General features: G+C 68.3%; 22 protein-coding genes. 16 read left to right on the top strand and 6 right to left on the bottom strand.

What is annotated here, in order from left to right:
• Window positions 1-65 precede the first annotated feature (65 nt).
• Window positions 66-602 (top strand): DUF2330 domain-containing protein, encoded by a 537-nt coding sequence (locus ACVWWN_RS38435; protein ID WP_457148546.1) that lies wholly within the window; start codon window positions 66-68, stop codon window positions 600-602.
• Here ACVWWN_RS38435 and ACVWWN_RS38430 read toward each other — a convergent pair.
• The 3 genes from ACVWWN_RS38430 to ACVWWN_RS38420 are packed head-to-tail and all read right to left on the bottom strand — an operon-like array spanning window position 594 to window position 2,469.
• Entirely contained in the window at window positions 594-1,367 is a 774-nt protein-coding gene (locus ACVWWN_RS38430) for a class I SAM-dependent methyltransferase (protein ID WP_457148545.1), read from the bottom strand. The genes ACVWWN_RS38435 and ACVWWN_RS38430 overlap by 9 nt on opposite strands.
• Window positions 1,368-1,426: 59 nt before the next feature.
• A complete protein-coding gene (locus ACVWWN_RS38425; protein ID WP_457148544.1) occupies window positions 1,427-1,945 on the bottom strand; it encodes a DUF2505 domain-containing protein in 519 nt (172 codons plus the stop codon).
• An 11-nt stretch (window positions 1,946-1,956) separates the two neighbouring features.
• Entirely contained in the window at window positions 1,957-2,469 is a 513-nt protein-coding gene (locus ACVWWN_RS38420) for a DUF2505 domain-containing protein (protein ID WP_457148543.1), read from the bottom strand.
• 26 nt (window positions 2,470-2,495) lie between these two features.
• Between ACVWWN_RS38420 and ACVWWN_RS38415 the strand changes: the two genes are divergently transcribed.
• The gene (locus ACVWWN_RS38415) at window positions 2,496-3,557 is read left to right on the top strand and encodes a UDP-N-acetylmuramate dehydrogenase (RefSeq protein ID WP_457148542.1); all 1,062 of its coding nucleotides are present in this window, start codon (window positions 2,496-2,498) and stop codon (window positions 3,555-3,557) included.
• 15 nt (window positions 3,558-3,572) lie between these two features.
• Window positions 3,573-4,868: a L,D-transpeptidase gene (locus ACVWWN_RS38410; RefSeq protein ID WP_457148541.1), complete on the top strand. Its 1,296-nt coding sequence runs from the start codon at window positions 3,573-3,575 to the stop codon at window positions 4,866-4,868.
• A 4-nt stretch (window positions 4,869-4,872) separates the two neighbouring features.
• On the opposite strand, the gene ACVWWN_RS38405 is transcribed toward ACVWWN_RS38410, so the two are convergent.
• The gene (locus ACVWWN_RS38405) at window positions 4,873-5,619 is read right to left on the bottom strand and encodes an SDR family oxidoreductase (protein WP_457148540.1); all 747 of its coding nucleotides are present in this window, start codon (window positions 5,617-5,619) and stop codon (window positions 4,873-4,875) included.
• A 230-nt stretch (window positions 5,620-5,849) separates the two neighbouring features.
• On the opposite strand from ACVWWN_RS38405, the gene ACVWWN_RS38400 reads away from it, so the two are divergent.
• From ACVWWN_RS38400 to regX, 6 genes are all read left to right on the top strand, one after another.
• Window positions 5,850-7,103 carry an ROK family protein gene (locus ACVWWN_RS38400; protein ID WP_457149439.1) on the top strand — a complete coding sequence of 418 codons (1,254 nt, stop codon included), beginning with the start codon at window positions 5,850-5,852 and terminating at the stop codon, window positions 7,101-7,103.
• Window positions 7,104-7,141: 38 nt separating this feature from the next.
• Window positions 7,142-8,443, top strand: a complete 1,302-nt coding sequence (gene mshA, locus ACVWWN_RS38395) for a D-inositol-3-phosphate glycosyltransferase (RefSeq protein ID WP_457148539.1) — start codon at window positions 7,142-7,144, stop codon at window positions 8,441-8,443.
• Window positions 8,440-8,976, top strand: a complete 537-nt coding sequence (locus tag ACVWWN_RS38390; protein WP_457148538.1) for a YbjN domain-containing protein — start codon at window positions 8,440-8,442, stop codon at window positions 8,974-8,976. The genes mshA and ACVWWN_RS38390 overlap by 4 nt, the downstream gene beginning before the upstream one ends.
• Window positions 8,977-9,010: 34 nt before the next feature.
• Complete coding sequence (locus ACVWWN_RS38385) at window positions 9,011-9,760, top strand: phosphoglyceromutase (protein WP_457148537.1); 750 nt, start codon at window positions 9,011-9,013, stop codon at window positions 9,758-9,760.
• A gap of 141 nt (window positions 9,761-9,901) precedes the next feature.
• Window positions 9,902-11,089 (top strand): sensor histidine kinase, encoded by a 1,188-nt coding sequence (locus ACVWWN_RS38380; protein ID WP_457148536.1) that lies wholly within the window; start codon window positions 9,902-9,904, stop codon window positions 11,087-11,089.
• A gap of 7 nt (window positions 11,090-11,096) precedes the next feature.
• Window positions 11,097-11,783 (top strand): two-component sensory transduction protein RegX, encoded by a 687-nt coding sequence (gene regX / locus ACVWWN_RS38375; protein WP_457148535.1) that lies wholly within the window; start codon window positions 11,097-11,099, stop codon window positions 11,781-11,783.
• Between the two features lie 14 nt (window positions 11,784-11,797).
• Here the strand turns inward: regX and ACVWWN_RS38370 are convergent, their stop codons facing one another.
• Together ACVWWN_RS38370 and ACVWWN_RS38365 are read right to left on the bottom strand one after the other, a co-directional pair.
• Entirely contained in the window at window positions 11,798-12,097 is a 300-nt protein-coding gene (locus ACVWWN_RS38370) for a YciI family protein (protein WP_457148534.1), read from the bottom strand.
• On the bottom strand, window positions 12,094-12,870 hold the full coding sequence (locus ACVWWN_RS38365) for a hypothetical protein (RefSeq protein ID WP_457148533.1): 777 nt from the start codon (window positions 12,868-12,870) through the stop codon (window positions 12,094-12,096). The genes ACVWWN_RS38370 and ACVWWN_RS38365 overlap by 4 nt, the downstream gene beginning before the upstream one ends.
• A gap of 33 nt (window positions 12,871-12,903) precedes the next feature.
• Here ACVWWN_RS38365 and ACVWWN_RS38360 point away from each other — a divergent pair, with 33 nt between their 5' ends.
• The 7 genes from ACVWWN_RS38360 (at window position 12,904) to ACVWWN_RS38330 (ending at window position 18,699) form a co-directional block, all read left to right on the top strand.
• Entirely contained in the window at window positions 12,904-13,941 is a 1,038-nt protein-coding gene (locus ACVWWN_RS38360) for a Ppx/GppA phosphatase family protein (protein ID WP_457148532.1), read from the top strand.
• The gene (locus tag ACVWWN_RS38355) at window positions 13,938-15,122 is read left to right on the top strand and encodes a hypothetical protein (RefSeq protein WP_457148531.1); all 1,185 of its coding nucleotides are present in this window, start codon (window positions 13,938-13,940) and stop codon (window positions 15,120-15,122) included. The genes ACVWWN_RS38360 and ACVWWN_RS38355 overlap by 4 nt, the downstream gene beginning before the upstream one ends.
• Window positions 15,123-15,135: 13 nt before the next feature.
• Window positions 15,136-15,993 carry a sugar phosphate isomerase/epimerase family protein gene (locus ACVWWN_RS38350; protein ID WP_457148530.1) on the top strand — a complete coding sequence of 286 codons (858 nt, stop codon included), beginning with the start codon at window positions 15,136-15,138 and terminating at the stop codon, window positions 15,991-15,993.
• 101 nt (window positions 15,994-16,094) lie between these two features.
• Window positions 16,095-16,967 (top strand): pyrroline-5-carboxylate reductase, encoded by an 873-nt coding sequence (gene proC / locus ACVWWN_RS38345; protein ID WP_457148529.1) that lies wholly within the window; start codon window positions 16,095-16,097, stop codon window positions 16,965-16,967.
• A 138-nt stretch (window positions 16,968-17,105) separates the two neighbouring features.
• Window positions 17,106-17,378: a helix-turn-helix domain-containing protein gene (locus ACVWWN_RS38340; protein WP_457148528.1), complete on the top strand. Its 273-nt coding sequence runs from the start codon at window positions 17,106-17,108 to the stop codon at window positions 17,376-17,378.
• 113 nt (window positions 17,379-17,491) lie between these two features.
• A complete protein-coding gene (locus ACVWWN_RS38335) occupies window positions 17,492-17,593 on the top strand; it encodes a 30S ribosomal protein bS22 (RefSeq protein ID WP_003402602.1) in 102 nt (33 codons plus the stop codon).
• A 29-nt stretch (window positions 17,594-17,622) separates the two neighbouring features.
• Window positions 17,623-18,699, top strand: coding sequence for an SDR family oxidoreductase (locus ACVWWN_RS38330; RefSeq protein WP_457148527.1), 1,077 nt, complete (start codon window positions 17,623-17,625; stop codon window positions 18,697-18,699).
• Window positions 18,700-18,711: the final 12 nt, after the last annotated feature.

The raw sequence follows: 18,711 nt of genomic DNA, 5'->3' as shown, positions 1-18,711 counted from the left end.
CTGGATCGGAGCGCCCCCTTGGAGGCCGCATGATTCGCTGATGGTCGTTGCTCGGTGCCGCGGCGGTGTTTGCCGGGTCAGGGCTGGTGGGCCTGAGCGCTCCTGGAATCGCTACGGCGTGCGCCTGTGGGGGCGTGCTCAGCCATGACGCCACCACCCGGGTCGCCGACGAGATGGCACGGGGGACGACCGACGGCACCACCGAGACCGTCGTCATGCGGTTGGACCTCGAGTCGACGGCCGACAACGCCGCCCTCGTGCCGACGCCGACGCCGGCGAAGGTCGGCTCGGCGAGTGAGACACTCTTCGACGAACTGCAGGAGTTATCCGCTTCACGGGTGGAGACGGTCAGGGACTGGAGGTTCGGCCCGGGTACTTCACCGCCGGAAGGCGTCGCCGCCACGCCGGGGTCCCTGCCGTACTGGACCAGGTGCATCTGGGGCCGTTGGAGGCGACCCCGCTCTCGGGCACCGTTCCAGCGGGTGGTGTACCGACACGAGACGTACGACATCACGATTCCCGTGCTTGGCGGCGCCGCGGCAGCGGTGTTCCTCGCGGTGCTGGCCGCTGCGGTGGTCGTGGTGCGGCGCCGCTCAGCCTGACGGCGCCACGGTGTCCCATGGCACCGAGAGCACACCGTCGCGCATCCGGCGGCGCGGCGGCTCGACCGCGTAACCCTCGTCGCGCATCCGTTCGAGCATCGCCCGCCAGCGCACCCGGGGACCGAACACCCCGTGTCCCGCGACACTGGCCCAGGCCCGGTCGGCGGCGGTCAGCAGAGTGTTGACCGGCCGGCCGGTGACGTTGTGGTGGATCAGCACCTTGGGCAGCCGTTCGGCGAGGTCGGACGGACGTTCGATGGCGAACGGGTCGCAGGCCAGCGTGAGGCTGCGCGGCCGCTCGGCGTCCAGTAGTACCCAGCAACACCGGCGGCCGAGTTCGTCGCAGGTGCCATCGACGATCAGCCCGCCGGGCGCCAGCTGTTTCTGCATCGCCGACCAGGCCCCGGCCACCGCCTCGACCGGGTATTGGCGCAGCACGTTGAACGCTCGCACCAGAACTGGCCGCCGGCCGGCCAATTCGAAGCCGCCGAGGCCGAATTCGACCCCATCGCGGGCGGGCACCACACGTTCGGGGTGGATTTCCAAACCCATCACCCGAATGTCGGCGCGCACCGCCCGCAGCCGCGCGGCCAGCTCCAGGGTTGTGACCGGCAACGCCCCGTAGCCGAGGTCGATCACCAGCGGGTCTGCGGCGGCCTGCAGGGCGGCGCGAACCCGCCGCGAATGCACCAGCCAACGGTCGCTGCGGCGCAGCCGGTTGTGGCCCGTCGTACCGCGCGTGAGCTGACCGATGGGGGCGCCCATGTGCTGAGTTTATGGCGGCCGGGGTCGGTCACGCTGTTCCGCCGCGCATGCCGCGGCGGTCAGTGGTGCCGGGCGATCCAATCGGCCGTGAACGCCTCCTCAGACCTGAACACGTCGACCATGCCATCGAGGATCAGCGTCTCCAGCTTGCCGCCGACGAACGGGATCCACACCTTGCATTCGCTGGCCAGCCGCAGCGTGCTGCCGGTATCGGTCTCGGTGAGGACGTACCGGCCGCCGAAGTGCCCTGGCCCGGCGGTGACCGTCGCGGTGTAATCGCCCTGTGCCCGGTTCCGGTCGTGGTCATACGGGTCGAAGCGCTGGGTGCGGGTGATCACCATGTCGACCGGCATCACGGACCGGGCGATGGGCGGCAGGTATTCGCGCGGCACGACGTGGATGAAGACGATCTCGGTGCCGCGGTCGTCGGAGCGAAACGACGTCACCTCCGAACGGGGGACTCCCTGCGCCCGGTAGGCTCCCATCAACGTTTGCCAGTACTCGCGGCTGGTGAAGTCCCGGTAGATCTTCTCCGGCGGCGCATCGAACGCGATCGCGTACTCCAGTCGGCGGGACATCGAAGACAATGTTAGGCGTTTTCGGTGATCCACACCGTGGTGAAGCGTTGCTCGGCGATCAGCAGGTCGACCAGCTGGCTGCCGACGAAGGTCTCGATCTTCCCGCCGACGAGGGGGACCTTGACCTCGACGGTCGCCTTGAACTCCAGCCGTGAGCCCGCCCGGGATGTTGCCGGCGCCAGGGCCGCGGTACCGGTCAAGGTCGCGGGGGCGCCGGTGATCGAGCCCTTGATGGCCGCGGTGGCCTGCCCGTCGCGCACCGGCGTCCACGTCTCCGCGCGCACGAAGCTCAGATCGCCGCGATGAAACTGCGTCACCACGGCCGGCAACCGGTCCGTGCGCAGCGTCTGCGTGGTCACCACATCGATCGACCCGTCCTCGCCGATGTCCATCGAATCCAGCGTGGCGTCGTCGGCGCCCGAGTCCGCCAACCGCACCAGCCAGTACTGCTCATCGCTGAAAGCCCGGTGGACCTGTTCGACGGTGGCCTCGTACTCGGCGGCCATGTCGAATGAACGCGGCATAGCAGGCCAGGCTACCGTTACGGGCCGTGGTCACTTCGTCGACAGGGGATGCCGGGAAGCCCCAAGTCGCCGAATCGGTACCGCTTTCGCCGCTGACCACGCTGCGGATCGGGCCGATTGCCCGTCGCGTGATCACCTGCGACACCACCGAGAAGGTCATCGACGTGATCCGCTCGCGGGAGGCCGATGATGCGTTGATCCTCGCAGGCGGATCCAACGTGGTGCTGGCCGACGACATGACCGACCTGACCGTCGTGTTGCTCGCCAACACCGAGATCACGGTCGAGGACAACGTCGTGCGGGCAGAGGCCGGGGCGATATGGGACGACGTCGTCGTGACGTCGCTGGCACATGGGCTCGGCGGGCTCGAGTGCCTGTCCGGAATCCCCGGCTCGGCGGGGGCGACGCCGGTGCAGAACGTCGGGGCCTACGGAGCCGAGGTCGCCGACACCATCAGGCGGGTGCGACTGCTGGACCGCCGCAGCGGTGAGGTTCGCTGGGTGCCGCCCGACGCACTTCGATTCGGTTATCGGACAAGTATTCTCAGGCATTCACCGCATGCGGTCGTGCTCGAGGTGGAGTTCGCCCTCGACTCGGAGGGCCGTAGCGCGCCGCTGCGCTACGGCGAGCTGGCCGGTGTACTCGGCGCGCGACCCGGCGACAGCGCGGACCTGACCCGGGTGCGCGAGGCGGTGTTGTCGTTGCGCGCGGGCAAGGGGATGGTCCTCGATGCCGACGACCATGACACCTGGAGCGTGGGCTCGTTCTTCACCAACCCGGTCGTCCCTGCCGAGGTATTCGACCGGCTCAGCGAAACCGTCGGGGGACCGGTGCCGAACTATCCTTCCCCGGACGGGGTGAAGCTGGCCGCCGGGTGGCTGGTCGAACGGGCGGGGTTCGCCAAAGGCTATCCCGGTGAGGGTGCTCCGGTGCGGCTGTCCACCAAGCACGCACTGGCCCTGACCAACCGGGGCGACGCCCGGACTGCGGACGTGATCGCGCTGGCCAGGGCGGTACGGGACGGTGTCCGGACGGCATTCGGGATCGAACTCACACCCGAGCCGATTCTGATTGGCTGCTCTTTCTAGGTACCCTGGGTCCACGTGAGCCCAGCCAAGCCAGTGCCGTCGGTCAGCCGACGGCGAGCGCTGACCGCACTCGCGGTCGGTGTCGTCGCGCCCGGTGTCCTTGCCGCGTGCGCCGGCAGGACGAGCAAACCCACCGAGCAGGAGCAGGCAGCGCCGGCGGCCGCGGACATCTCGTACAAGCCCGCCAACGCCGCCAAGGACGTATCACCCGTGGCGCCCGTCGGCGTCGAGGTGAAGAACGGCTGGTTCCAGCGGGTCACCCTGACCAACGCCGACGACGGCAAGGTCGTCGCGGGCGCGCTCAACCGCGACCGCACCGCGTTCACGGCCACCGAACCGCTGGGCTACGGCGTCTCCTACACCTGGGGCGGCTCGGTGGTCGGCCATGACGGCAAGGCCGTGCCGGTGGCGGGCAAGTTCACCACCATCGACCCCGATACTCAGGTCAACGGCCAGTTCCAGCTCGCCGACGGCCAGGTCGTCGGGGTCGCGGTGCCGGTCATACTCCAGTTCGACGCGGCCATCGACGACGCCAACCGGCCCGCGGTGGAGAAGGCGCTCAAGGTGACCACCGATCCTCCTGTCGAGGGCGGCTGGGCCTGGCTGCCCGACGAGGCCGGCGGTTCCCGGGTGCATTACCGGTCCAAGGAGTACTACCCGGCGGGCACCAAGGTCTCCGTCGACGCGAAGCTCTACGGGGTGAAGTTCGGCGACGGCGCCTACGGCGGCCAGGACATCACGCTGAACATCGAGATCGGCCGCCGCCAGGTGGTCAAGGCCGAGGCGTCCTCGCACCGCATCCAGGTGATCACCGACGAGGGCGTGATCATGGACTTCCCCTGCAGCTACGGCGAGGCCGACCTGCCGCGCAACATCACCCGCAGCGGCGTCCACGTGGTCAGCGAGAAGTACGAGGACTTCTACATGTCCAACCCGGCGGCGGGATACACCAACGCCCACGAGCGGTTCGCGGTGCGGATCTCCAACAACGGCGAGTTCATCCACGCCAACCCGGCCAGCTCGGGAGCGCAGGGCAACACCAACGTGACCAACGGCTGCATCAACCTGTCGACGGGTGACGCGCAGCAATACTTCAACAGCGCGATCTACGGTGACCCCGTCGAGGTCACCGGGACCTCGATCGAGCTGTCGTACGCCGACGGCGACATCTGGGACTGGGCCGTGCCGTGGGACGAGTGGGTGGCGATGTCGGCGCTGTCGCCGCAGAGTCCGCCGTCGCAGATTCCGAGCACCGCCCCGGTGACGCCCACCGACGCGCCCCAGCCGGTCAACCAGCGGCCCGGCGGCTAAGGCGCTACTTCCGGTTGTAGCGCGATGCGCTGGCCTGATCGCGCGGCCGGATCACGATGGTGTCCAGGTCGACGTGCGACGGTCGGGACGCGACGAAGCCGATCACCTCGGCGACGTCCTCGGCCACCAGCGGCGTGACGCCGGCATAGACCTTCTCGGCTCGCTCCTGATCTCCCTCGAACCTGCGCAGGGAGAAGTCGGTCTTGACCATTCCCGGGGCAATCTCGGTGAGCCGCACGGGTTTTCCCAGCAATTCGCCGCGCAGCGTGCGGTGCAGCGCGCCCTGGGCGTGCTTGGCGGAGGTGTAGCCGGAGCCGTTGTCGTAAATCTCCATCGCGGCAATCGAGGTGACCGTGACGATCAGCCCGTCGCCGGAGTCGATGAGTTTGGGCAGCAGCGCGCGGGTCACGCGGAGCGTGCCGAGCACGTTGGCCTCCCACATCCAGCGCCAGTTGTCGAGGTCCGCCTCCAGCACGGGCTCCAGGCCGCGCGCGCCGCCGGCGTTGTTGACCAGCACATCGACCCGGTCCAGGGCGCCGGCCAGCGCCGCCACCGCCTCGTCGGATGTGACGTCCGCCACAATCGCGGTACCGCCGATATCGGTCGCCAGCTGCTTGATCGGTGCTTCCCGGCGTGCCACGCAGACGACATGGAAGCCTTGGGCGGCAAGGGTTCTCGCGGTCGCCTCGCCGATCCCTGCGCTTGCTCCGGTGACCACTGCGACGCGATTCGTTCCTGACGGTGTCGACATCTGCCCGATTTTAGTTGCCGTGCTAAGTTCTCCGTATGTCCCGGAGCTGTCAGGTCTTCCGTTGTGCGTGTTGTTGTGGCGCACATCGCCGCGCCTGACCGAAGCCCGGACACTTCCGCTGTCCCGCACGAGTCGCCAGGTGTGGCCCGAAGCCCCCACCCGACTTCTCGAAGGACAAGCCAGTGCGTACTTCCTCCTCCACCACCGCTCTTCGTCAGCCGGCGACGTCGATCACGGCGACCCGCAGCGCTGACCACGCCAAGCGCGCGCTGCTCGCTCGTCACCACATCGTCGCCCCGTCGCTGAAGGTCGCCGACGCGGCCGCGGCGTCGGTATTCGGCGCCGCGCGGCTGCGCGGCCCGATCGCTCGCGATGTCATCGCGCAGGTCACGCAGCTGAGCATCGCCACGGTCAACCGTCAGGTGACGGCGCTGCTGGAGGCGGGGATCCTGCGCGAGCGCGCCGACCTGGCGGTCTCCGGTGCGATCGGACGGCCGCGGGTACCGGTCGAGGTCAACCACGAGCCGTACCTGACGCTCGGCGTGCACATCGGTGCGCGCACCACCAGCATCGTGGCCACCGACCTGTTCGGCCGCACACTCGATGTGGTCGAGACACCGACGCCGCGCGGGGATCAGGGCACCGCGCTCGCCTCGCTGGCCGCCAGCGCGCGCCGCTACCTGAGCCGGTGGCATCGCCGCCGCCCGCTGTGGGTCGGGGTGGCCGCCGGTGGCGTCGTCGACAGCACCACCGGCTACCTCGACCACGCCCGCCTGGGCTGGTCGGATGCCCCGGTCGGCCCGGTCCTGGCGGAAACCCTTGGCCTGCCGGTTTCGGTGGCGTCACACGTCGACGCGATGGCCGGGGCCGAGCTGCTGCTCGGTGTGCGCCGGCCGCCGACGGCCGCCACCACCAGCCTCTACGTCTACGCCCGCGAGACCGTCGGCTACGCGCTGTCGATCGGCGGCCGGGTGCACTCGCCGGCCAGCGGGCCGGGCACCATCGCCGCGCTGCCCGCGCAGTCGGACCTCCTCGGCGGCAGCGGCCAGCTGGAGTCGACGGTCAGCGACGAGGCCGTGCTCGTCGCCGCCCGCAAGGCCCGGGTGATCCCGGCCGGAGGTCCGGCATCGACGGTGACGGCCGTGCTGAAGGCGGCCCGCAACGGCAACCAGCAGGCGCAGACGCTGCTGGCCGAGCGGGCGCGGGTGCTCGGCGAGGCCGTTGCCCTGCTGCGCGACATGCTCAACCCCGATGACCTGGTGGTCGGGGGACAGGCGTTCACGGAGTATCCGGAGGGCATGAACCTCGTCGAGGCCGCATTCGCCGAGCGGTCGGTGCTGCCGTCCCGCGACATCCGGATGACGGCATTCGGTAACCGCGTGCAGGAGGCGGGCGCGGGTGTCGTATCCCTGGGCGGCCTGTATGCCGACCCGATCGGCGCGATGCGCCGCTCGGCGAGCCGTCGCCCCGAAGCGACCGCCTGACAAGTCGACCCTGTCCGGTCAGGTGTAGACATGTCTACGTGCGCCTAGCCACGGATCTGAAACGGGTAGCCGTGCTCTCGGTGCACACCTCCCCGCTCGCCCAGCCCGGCACCGGCGACGCCGGCGGCATGAATGTCTACGTCTTGCAGACCGCGCTGCAGATGGCGCGGCGCGGTGTCGAGGTGGAGATCTTCACCAGGGCCACCTCCTCGGCCGATCAGCCGGTGGTCAACGTCGCGCCCGGCGTGCTGGTGCGCAACGTCGTGGCCGGCCCGTTCGAGGGCCTCGACAAATACGACCTGCCGACCCAGTTGTGCGCGTTCACCGCGGGCGTGCTGCGCGCGGAGGCCACCCACGAGCCCGGGTACTACGACATCGTGCACTCGCACTACTGGCTGTCCGGTCAGGTCGGCTGGCTGGCCTCCGACCGGTGGGCAGTGCCGCTGGTACACACCGCCCACACGCTGGCCGCCGTCAAAAACGCCGCGCTGGCCGACGGCGATGCCCCCGAGCCGCCGTTGCGCGCGGTCGGGGAGCAGCAGGTGGTCGACGAGGCCGACCGGTTGATCGTCAACACCGAACACGAAGCGCACCAACTAGTTTCGTTGCACCATGCCGACCCGGCACGTATCGACGTGGTACACCCCGGCGTGGATCTGGAGATGTTCACGCCAGGGGACAAGCGCGCCGCCCGCGCTGCGCTGGGACTCGACGCCGACGAACAGGTGCTCGCGTTCGTCGGGCGCATCCAGCCGCTCAAGGCGCCCGACGTGCTGCTGCGGGCCGCGGCGAAGCTGCCCGACGTCCGCGTACTGATCGCCGGCGGACCATCCGGCAGCGGGCTGGCCGCGCCCGACGGCCTGGTTCGGCTCGCCGGCGAACTGGGTATGAGCGACCGGGTGACGTTCCTGCCGCCGCAGTCCCGCGATCAGCTGGTGCACGTCTACCGTGCGGCCGATCTGGTGGCGGTGCCGAGCTATTCGGAGTCGTTCGGGCTCGTCGCGGTCGAGGCGCAGGCCTGCGGTACGCCGGTGGTGGCCGCATCGGTCGGCGGGCTGCCGGTCGCCGTGCGCGACGGCGTCACCGGAAGCCTGGTCGACGGCCACGACGTGGACGACTGGGCGAAGGCGATCCACGCGCTGCTGGAGCGAGGACCCGAGACCATGGGTGCCGCGGCCGTCGAGCATGCGGCCACGTTCTCCTGGGCGCACACCGTGGACGCGCTGCTGGACAGCTACGGGCGGGCGATCGCCGACTACACCGCGCGTCATCCGCGCCGCGACGCCACCGCGCGACGTACCGGCCGCCGTTTCTCGATGCGGCGAGGCGTGCGGGCGTGACAGAAGCCCATCCCGTCCAGCAGCTCATCGAGGACACACTCACGGAGCACGATCTCGTCTACACCCGTCACGAAGGCGCGCGCGGCGGGCTGCCCGGGCTGGTCGTCGAGTTGCCCGGCGAGCGCAGGCTCAAGACCAACACGATCCTGACCATCGGAGAGCACTCGGTGCGCGTGGAGGCGTTCGTCTGCCGTAAGCCCGACGAGAACCACGAAGGTGTCTACCGGTTTCTGCTCAAGCGCAACCGCAGGCTCTACGGCGTCGCCTACACCCTCGACAACGTCGGCGACATCTATCTGGTGGGCCGGATGGCGTTGACATCGGTCAGCGCCGACGAGATCGACGCGGTGCTGGGTCAGGTGCTCGAGGCCGTCGACTCGGACTTCAACACCTTGCTGGAGTTGGGTTTTCGCTCATCGATCCAGAAGGAATGGGAATGGCGGGTATCGCGCGGAGAGTCGCTGAAGAACCTGCAGGCGTTCGCGCACCTGATCGATGACGGTTGGGATGGCGGGAAGGTCCGAGACGACTAGAGACGACTCGAGCGCCACATGAGAGGATTCCGCCATGGCTGAGCCGACCTTGATCCTGTTGCGCCACGGTGAGAGCGAGTGGAACGCATTGAACCTGTTCACCGGCTGGGTGGACGTCGACCTCACCGACAAGGGACGCGCCGAAGCGCTCCGCGCCGGTGAGCTCATCGCCGAGCAGGACCGCCAGCCCGACGTGCTGTACACCTCGCTGCTGCGGCGTGCGATCACGACCGCGAATGTGGCCTTGGACAAGGCCGGCCGGCATTGGATCCCGGTGCACCGCGACTGGCGACTCAACGAGCGCCACTACGGCGCCCTGCAGGGGCTCAACAAGGCCGAGACGAAGGACAAGTACGGCGAAGAGCAGTTCATGGCGTGGCGGCGCAGTTACGACACGCCACCGCCGCCGATCGAGCCGGGCAGCAAGTACAGCGAGCACGGCGATCCGCGCTACGCCGACATCGCGGGCGGCCCGCCGCGCACCGAATGCCTCAAGGATGTGGTGGAGCGCTTCGTGCCGTATTACACCGGGTCCATCGAGCCCGACCTAAGGGCCGGTAAGACCGTGCTGATCGCCGCGCACGGCAACTCGTTGCGCGCGCTCGTGAAGTACCTCGACGGCATGTCTGACGACGACGTGGTCGGTCTGAACATCCCGACCGGCATCCCGCTCCGCTATGACCTGGACGAGAACCTCAAGCCGAAGATGATCGGTGGCGCATACCTGGACCCGGAGGCCGCCGCGGCCGGTGCGGCGGCGGTGGCGGCGCAGGGCCAGAAGTAGCGCGTTTCCGGGGTTCCGGACGGCAAACAGCGGGTGAACGCAGGTAAACAGGAACCGAACTCCTCCGCTGCGCTGTGTGACATGGCCCGTTTTGGCCGCACGCTGCTGGGATGACGTTCACCGGGTGCGTACGATTTTCGCGTGAGTGTGGTATCGGCGCTGCTTCTGGTGGCAGTGGTGGCGCTGTCGGCGGCGGTGATCGGCGTCGGTGTCGGCGCCGGACTCGCTCCGCGCATCCTGGAGCGAAAGCGCCGCAGGGCCGCCGAGCAGGCCGGCATGACCGTTTCGCAGATGCTCGACCACATCGTCTCGCACTCGCCGGTGGGGATCGTCGTGGTCGACACCTACCGTGACGTCGTCTACACCAACGAGCGGGCCCGCGAACTCGGCCTGGTGCGTGACCGGCTGCTCGACGACCGCGCCTGGCTGGCCGCCGAGCGCACGCTGGCCTCGGGCGAGGACGGCGAGGTCGACCTGTCACCGCGCAAGCGTGCCAATCCCGGCCGCTCGGGCCTGTCGGTGCGCGGACATGTCCGGCTGCTGACCGACGACGACCGCCGGTTCGCGGTCGTGTACGTCGACGATCAGTCCGAGCACGCGCGGATGGAGGCCACCCGCCGCGACTTCGTGGCCAACGTCAGCCACGAGCTGAAGACACCGGTAGGGGCGATGGGGGTGCTGGCCGAGGCGCTGCTGGCGTCGGCCGACGACCCCGCCAATGTGCGCCGGTTCGCCGAGAAGATGCTGGCCGAATCCCATCGACTGGCCAACATGGTCGGCGAGCTGATCGAATTGTCCAGGCTGCAGGGCGCCGAGCGGCTGCCCGACCTGGACGCCGTCGACGTCGACACCGTTGTCGCCGAGGCGTTGTCGCGGTACAAGGTGGCCGCCGACAATGCCGACATCGCGATCACCACCGATGCGCCGACCGGCTACCGCGTACACGGTGACCAGTCGCTGTTGGCGACCGCGATTGCCAACCTGGTATCCAACGCAATCGCCTACTCGCCCAATGGATCTCCGGTGTCGATCAGCCGTCGTCGCCGGGGCAACAACGTCGAGATCGCGGTCACCGACCGCGGAATCGGCATCGCCCGCGCCGATCAGGAGCGGGTGTTCGAGCGGTTCTTCCGCGTGGACAAGGCGCGGTCGCGGGCCACTGGCGGCACCGGGCTGGGTCTGGCGATCGTCAAGCACGTCGCCGCCAATCACAACGGTTCGATCCGGCTGTGGAGTCAGCCGGGAACGGGATCGACGTTCACCCTGTCGATTCCGGCCTACCCCTATGGTGACGATGACCCTGAAATGCAAGCCGAGCGAGAGGACTAGCGAGACAATGACCAGTGTGTTGATCGTGGAGGACGAGGAGTCCTTGGCTGATCCCCTGGCCTTTCTGCTTCGCAAGGAGGGCTTCGAGGCCACCGTGGTGGCCGACGGGCCGTCGGCGCTGGCCGAATTCGAGCGGGCCGGTGCCGACATCGTGCTGTTGGACCTCATGCTGCCCGGAATGAGCGGGACGGACGTCTGCAAGCAGTTGCGTTCGCGGTCAAGCGTTCCCGTCATCATGGTGACTGCCCGAGACAGCGAGATCGACAAAGTGGTCGGGCTGGAACTCGGTGCCGACGACTATGTCACCAAGCCCTACTCGGCGCGTGAGCTCATCGCGCGCATCCGTGCCGTGCTGCGCCGTGGCAGCGACAGCGAGGACCCGGGCATCGGCGACGGGGTGCTGGAGTCGGGCCCGGTCCGGATGGATGTGGAGCGTCACGTCGTCAGCGTCAACGGCGAGCAGATCACGTTGCCGCTCAAGGAGTTCGACCTACTCGAGTACCTGATGCGCAACAGCGGCCGGGTGCTCACCCGTGGGCAGCTCATCGACCGGGTGTGGGGTGCGGACTACGTCGGCGACACCAAGACGCTCGACGTGCACGTCAAACGGCTGCGGTCGAAGATCGAGACCGATCCGGCGAACCCGGTGCATCTGGTGACGGTGCGCGGCCTCGGGTACAAGCTCGAGGGCTGACGTTTCTCCGGCGATCAGCCGGTGCGGCCGCCGGGGATCTCCAGCACCTCGAACGTGTTGATCCCGGCGGTGACTGACGGGTCCCGCTCGCCGATGGCCAGCGCATCGGCGCGCCCGGCGACGCGAAGGATGCCCAGCCCCCACATTCCTTCTGGGTCGGCGACCGGCCCGTAGACCACGACTCGCCCCGCCGTGAGCAACTCCTGCCAGTAGCCCGTGTGCAGCGTCATGGCGTGGCGCTCTTCGTGCGTCATGGTCTGAGCGAAGTCGGCGCGCGGTGGCACCAGACGAAACAGGAAGAGCGACTCGCTCATTCGGCCGCACGGGTCGCGGGGTGCACAGCCACCAGGCCCAGCGCGCTGCGGCGCTTACACATTGCGGCAAGCTCGGAATACGCCTTCTCGCCGAGCAATTCGGTGAGTTCGGGAGCGTAGGACTGCCATACCTGCTTGCTGCCGACGTGCGCGGCGGGATCGCCCGTGCAGTACCAGTGCAGGTCTTCTCCGCCTTCGCCCCAGCCGCGCCGGTCGTATTCGGTGATCCAGGTCTTGAGGATCTCGGAGCCGTCCGGCCGGGTCACCCACTCCTGGGTCCGGCGAATGGGTAGCTGCCAGCACACATCAGGCTTCATGGTCAGCGGCTCGACGCCAAGCTTCAGCGCCTTGCTGTGCAATGCGCAGCCGATGCCGCCGGGGAACCCGGGTCGGTTCAGAAAGATGCAGGCGCCCTTGTATTTTCGGGTTCGAAGGTTGGGCTTGCCGTCGTATTCGTCCATCTCGAGATAGCCCTTTTTAGCCAGGCCCTTGTCACGGAACTGCCAGTCCTGGTCGGTCAACTGCTTGACGGCATCGTCGAGGCGGGCGCGGTCGTCGTCGTCGGACAGGAACGCTCCGTGCGAACAGCAGCCGTCGTCGGGCCGGCCCTTGACCGTGCCCTGACAGGCAGGCGTGCCGAACACGCACGTCCACCGCGACAGCAGCCACGTCAGGTCCGCGGCGATCAAATGCTCGGGATTGTCAGGGTCATAGAACTCCACCCACTCACGGGCGAAGTCGAGTTCAACTTCTCCGGGATGCGATCCGCTCACGGTTTTCCACGGTAGACCCATTAAGTTGGGAGAGTGCGATTAGGCGTGCTCGACGTGGGCAGCAATACCGTCCACCTGTTGGTTGTCGATGCCCGCCGCGGCGGGCACCCGACGCCGATGAGCTCGACCAAGGCGTCGTTGCGGCTCGCCGAGTCCATCGACAACTCGGGCAAGCTGACCCGCAGGGGCGCCGACAAACTCATCAGCACGCTCGACGAGTTCGCCAAGATCGCCACCAGTTCGGGCTGTGCCGAGGTGATGGCGTTCGCCACCTCCGCGGTGCGCGACGCCACCAATTCCGACGACGTGCTCGCGCGTGTGCACGCCGAGACAGGTGTCGCGCTGCGGGTGCTCAGCGGAGTCGACGAGTCGCGGCTGACGTTCCTGGCGGTGCGCCGCTGGTACGGCTGGAGCGCGGGCCGGATCATCAACATCGACATCGGCGGCGGCTCGTTGGAACTGTCCAACGGCGTGGACGAGGAACCGGAGGTGGCGCTCTCGTTACCATTCGGCGCCGGACGGCTGACCCGTGAGTGGCTACCCGACGACCCGCCGGGGCGGCGTCGCGTCGCCATGCTGCGCGACTGGCTGGCCACCGAGCTGGCCGACGCCGGCGCCGAGATGCTCAAGGACGGCAACCCCGACCTCACGGTGGCGACATCGAAGACGTTCCGCTCGCTGGCCCGGCTCACCGGCGCCGCACCATCCGGCGCGGGACCGCGGGTGAAACGGACGCTGACAGCCACCGGGCTCCGGCAGCTCATAGCTTTCATCTCTAGGATGACCGCGGCTGACCGTGCCGAGTTGGAAGGAGTGAGTGCCGAGCGGGCGCCACAGATAGTGGCTGGAGCCTTGGTAGCTGAGGCGAGCATGAAGGCTCTCGCGGTCGAGAGCGTGGATATTTGCCCTTGGGCATTGCGAGAAGGGCTTATTCTGCGGAAACTCGACAGCGAAGCTGACGGGAGCGGCTTCGTCGGCGGCGCCGGCGACGCCCGCAAGCCAGCCTCGGTGGACATGTCGGTGCGCAACGCTCGACGTGAGGTAGCGAGGCCCAGAGGCAACACACGATGACAGGACCAGAAGACCACAGCAACACGCGACCCATCTCGGTCGCCGAACTGCTGGCCAAGAACGGAACGATCGGCGCACCGCCCGCCGGCGGTCGGCGCCGCCGGCGCCGCGGGAACACCGATTCCGTCACCGTGGCCGAGCTGACCGGCGAGATCCCCATCGTCACGGCTCACGATGTCGCGCCCACCCGCGAGGCCGAGACCGACATCCATAGCGCCGTCACCGACGAGCAGTTGGACGCGCACGTGGCGGCCAACGGCGTCGTCGAGAATGCCGAGCCCGCCGACGACGTCGATGCGCAGGAGAAGCCCGGGTCCCCCGTCGACCTCGACGGCGGCGCCGAAGACGCCGAAGAGGCCGAAGAGGCGGACGCCGCCGAAGACGCCGAGAGCACCGATTCCGCCCACCGGGATGCCGACACCGCCGCCCGCGACGCCGACGAGGCCGATGAGCCGGCCGACGAGGCCGATGAGCCCGCCGACGAGCATGACGACGACTACGCCGACGCCGTCGCCGATTACGCGGCCCACATCGAACAGCGCGAAGCCGACCCCGACCCGCTCGACTTCTTCGCCCCGCCGCCCCGCCGACCGCAGTTCGGCCGCGCGGCGCGGAGCTTCGTGGCGCCCGCGGGCTCGGATGCGGAGCAGATGAGCCCGGATCCCGTCGACGACGGGGACCTGGACGAGACCCCGCTCGACATCGACGAGGCGCCGGATATCGAGGACATCGACACCGAGGCCGCGCTCAAGACCGACGGCGATGAGCCGCCGCGGTCGTACCTGCGCTCCACCCAGGGCCCGCTGTTCGGGGGTCAGACCGTCGCCGACGACATCGCCCGCCGCGGTGCCCCACCCCGCCCCGAGGATCTCGACCTTGACGAGGACGAGACCGACGTGGCCGAACCACGCTCGGCGATGTCGTCGTTCGTGCGCGGTACCTGGGTCGTGGTGCAGTGCGTGATCGCCGTGGGCTTCGGCGCCGGCCTGTTCGTGGCTTTCGATCAGCTGTGGAAGTGGAACAACATCGTCGCGCTGGTGCTGTCCGTGCTGGTGATCCTTGGCCTCGTGGTCGGCGTTCGGGTGGTGCGCAAGACCGAGGACATCGGCAGCACGCTGATCGCGGTGGCGGTCGGGGCGCTGGTCACCTTGGGCCCGCTGGCGCTGCTGCAGTCGGGCTAGGCACGCATTCACCGTGCGCCCCGCCATCAAGGTCGGTCTTTCGACGGCCTCGGTATACCCGTTGAGGACCGAGGCTGCCTTCGAGTACGCGGCCCGGCTGGGCTACGACGGGGTCGAGCTGATGGTGTGGGCCGAAACGGTCAGCCAGGACATCGATGCCGTCGAGCGGCTCGCGGAGCGGTATCAGATGCCGGTGCTCTCCGTGCACGCGCCATGTCTGCTGATCTCGCAGCGGGTGTGGGGCGCCAATCCGATCACCAAACTCGACCGCAGCGTGCGCGCCGCCGAACAACTCGGCGCCCAGACGGTCGTCGTGCATCCACCGTTCCGCTGGCAGCGCCGCTACGCCGAAGGGTTCTCCGAACAGGTCGCCGAACTCGAGGCGGCGAGCGACGTGATGGTGGCGGTGGAGAACATGTTCCCGTTCCGGGCCGACCGGTTCTTCGGCGCGGGCCAGACGTCGATCGAGCGCATGCGTAAGCGCGGCGGTAAGCCCGGACCGGGCATCTCGGCGTTCGCGCCGTCCTATGACCCGCTGGACGGCAAACACGCCCATTACACGCTGGACCTGTCGCACACCGCGACCGCAGGTACCGACGCGCTCGACATGGCCCACCGAATGGGCATTGACGGTCCGGATGGCCTCGTGCACCTGCACCTGTGCGACGGCAGCGGCGCCTCCGCCGACGAACACCTGGTCCCGGGCCGCGGTACCCAGCCCACCGTCGAGGTATGCGAGATGCTGGCCGCAGGGGACTTCGCCGGCCACGTGATCCTCGAGGTGACCACGTCGGGTGTGCGCAATGCCGGTGAGCGCGAAGCGCTGCTGGCCGAGTCGCTGCAGTTCGCCCGGGCACATCTGCTGCGCTGAAGCAGGTCCGGACACCACGACATGGCCCCATCGTCGTGCACAGCCGTCGACTCGCGATGGTGCCCGCCGCGCAGTAACGCTCGCGTGCAATGCTTTCCCGCATGGCCAGAATCGCGATCGTCGGCGGTGGAAGTATCGGCGAGGCACTGCTGTCGGGGCTGCTGCGCGCCGGGCGGCACGTCAAGGACATGGTGGTCGCGGAGAAGGATCCCGCCCGCGCGAAGTACCTGTCCGACAAGTACTCGGTTCTGGTGACCACAGTGGCGGACGCGGTCGACAGCGCGACGTACATCATCGTCGCGGTCAAGCCTGCCGACGTGGAGGCGATCGTCAGCGGTATCGCCGACGCCGCCGCCAAGGCCGAGAGCGACGCCGCCGAACAGGTTTTCGTGACAGTCGCGGCGGGCGTCAACACCGCCTACTACGAGAACAAGCTGCCCGCGGGCGCCCCGGTCATTCGGGTGATGCCCAACGCGCCGGTCGTTGTCGGCGGCGGGGTCAGCGCGCTGTCCAGCGGCCGCTTCGCCACTGCAGAACACCTCAAGGAGGTTTCGGCGATCTTCGACGCGGTCGGCGGCGTGCTGACCGTGCCCGAGTCGCAGCTCGACGCCGTCACCGCGGTATCGGGCTCCGGACCTGCGTACTTCTTCCTGCTTGTCGAGGCCCTCGTCGACGCCGGCGTCGCGGCGGGGCTGTCGCGCTCGGTGGCCACCGATCTGGTCGTGCAAACCATGGCCGGATCGGCCGCGATGTTGCTGGAGCGCCTCGACGAAGCTCAGCCTGCCGGAGACGTCGCGATGGGCACGGCGATCGACACCACCGCGGCCCAGCTGCGGGCCACGGTTACCTCGCCCGGCGGCACCACCGCCGCTGGTCTGCGCGAACTCGAGCGGGGCGGTTTGCGGGCAGCCGTGGCGAACGCCGTCGAAGCGGCAAAAAAGCGCTCTGAGCAGCTAGGAATCACATCAGGGTAATTAATGAATTTGCAAAGAATTACCCCACACCCGTCGCAGTAACCCCATTGGCCACGCTATTCTCCTCGTGTATGCATGGGTCGGTGCCAGCGGTGGGGAAGCCGCTGGAACTGCCCATGCCTGATGGATTGGGTTGCGATGACGTCTATGAACGGGCCATCGGCGCGAGACTCGGCTAGTGGGAAGGCGGCGCGAGACGCCGGCGCAGGCGGTGCCGGCGACGGACAACCGCCACGCGCTCAATTCCTCACCGTCGCCGAGGTGGCGAGCCTGATGCGGGTCAGCAAGATGACGGTGTACCGGCTGGTGCACAACGGCGAGCTGCCTGCCGTCCGTGTCGGCCGCTCGTTCCGGGTGCACGCCAAGGCCGTTCACGACATGTTGGAGAGCTCGTACTTCGATGCGGGCTAGCACGTCAGGCGCCTCACGCGTTTTTCGTTAACCCAGCCGACCCAGGTAAGGTAGCCGGGTCGGTGCCACGTGGCAGCCGAAATCGGCTTGGAAAGACTTAGGTAGCGGAGTAAATGGGTTCTGTCATCAAGAAGCGGCGTAAGCGCATGTCGAAGAAGAAGCACCGCAAGCTGCTTCGTCGCACTCGGGTGCAGCGCAGAAAACTCGGCAAGTAGTTTCCACGCCGCGCCGCTAGGATGACGCGATGGATTCCGGGGGTCTGTCGAACGATGACACCGTGCACTATCCGAAGGTGGTTCTGGTCACCGGTGCGTGCCGGTTCCTCGGCGGTTACCTGACCGCACGGCTGGCGCAGAATCCTCTGATCAATCACGTCATCGCCGTCGACGCGATCGCCCCGAGCAAGGATCTGCTGCGCCGGATGGGTCGTGCCGAATTCGTCCGGGCCGACATCCGGAACCCTTTCATCGCCAAGGTGATCCGCAACGGCGATGTCGACACCGTGGTGCATGCCGCCGCGGCGTCCTATGCCCCCCGCTCGGGCGGCCGCGCGGCGCTCAAGGAGTTCAACGTGATGGGCGCCATCCAGTTGTTCGCGGCGTGTCAGAAGGCCACGACGGTGCGCCGCGTCGTCCTCAAGTCCACCTCCGAGGTGTACGGCTCGAGCGCGCGGGATCCCGTGATGTTCACCGAGGACAGCAGCGCCCGGCGGCCACCGGGTGAGGGCTTCGCCCGCGACAGCATCGACATCGAGGGTTACGCGCGTGGCCTGGGGAGGCGCAGGCCCGACATCGCCGTCACCATCCTGCGGCTGGCCAACATGATCGGGCCCGCGATGGACACCGCGTTGTCGCGATACCTGGCCGGTCCGGTGGTGCCCACCGTCGTCGGGCACGACGCCCGCCTGCAGCTGTTGCACGAGCAGGACGCGCTGGGCGCACTGGAGCGCGCCACGATGTCGGGCAGGGCGGGCACGTACAACATCGGCGCCCCCGGAATCATCATGATGAGTCAGGCGATCCGACGGTCGGGCCGGCTGCCCCTGCCGGTGCCGCGATCGGCGCTGTGGGCTGTCGATTCGCTGAGGCGCGCCACTCGCTACACTGAACTCGATCGCGAGCAACTCGACTACTTGAGTTATGGCCGGGTCATGGACACCTCGCGAATGCGAAACGACCTAGGCTATAGCCCAAAGTGGACAACTGCGGAAGCCTTTGACGATTACGTCCGTGGCCGTGGATTGACTCCGATCATCGATCCACGATGGGTACGCTCAATGGAGAGTCGCGCGGTGTCGGCGGCCCAACGCTGGGGACGTTAGAAAACTGACGAA

The sequence above is a fragment of the Mycobacterium sp. URHB0021 genome (assembly GCF_054057895.1).
The sequence above is the reverse complement of the archived record's forward strand: the minus strand, read 5'-3'. Positions and strand labels throughout refer to the sequence as shown.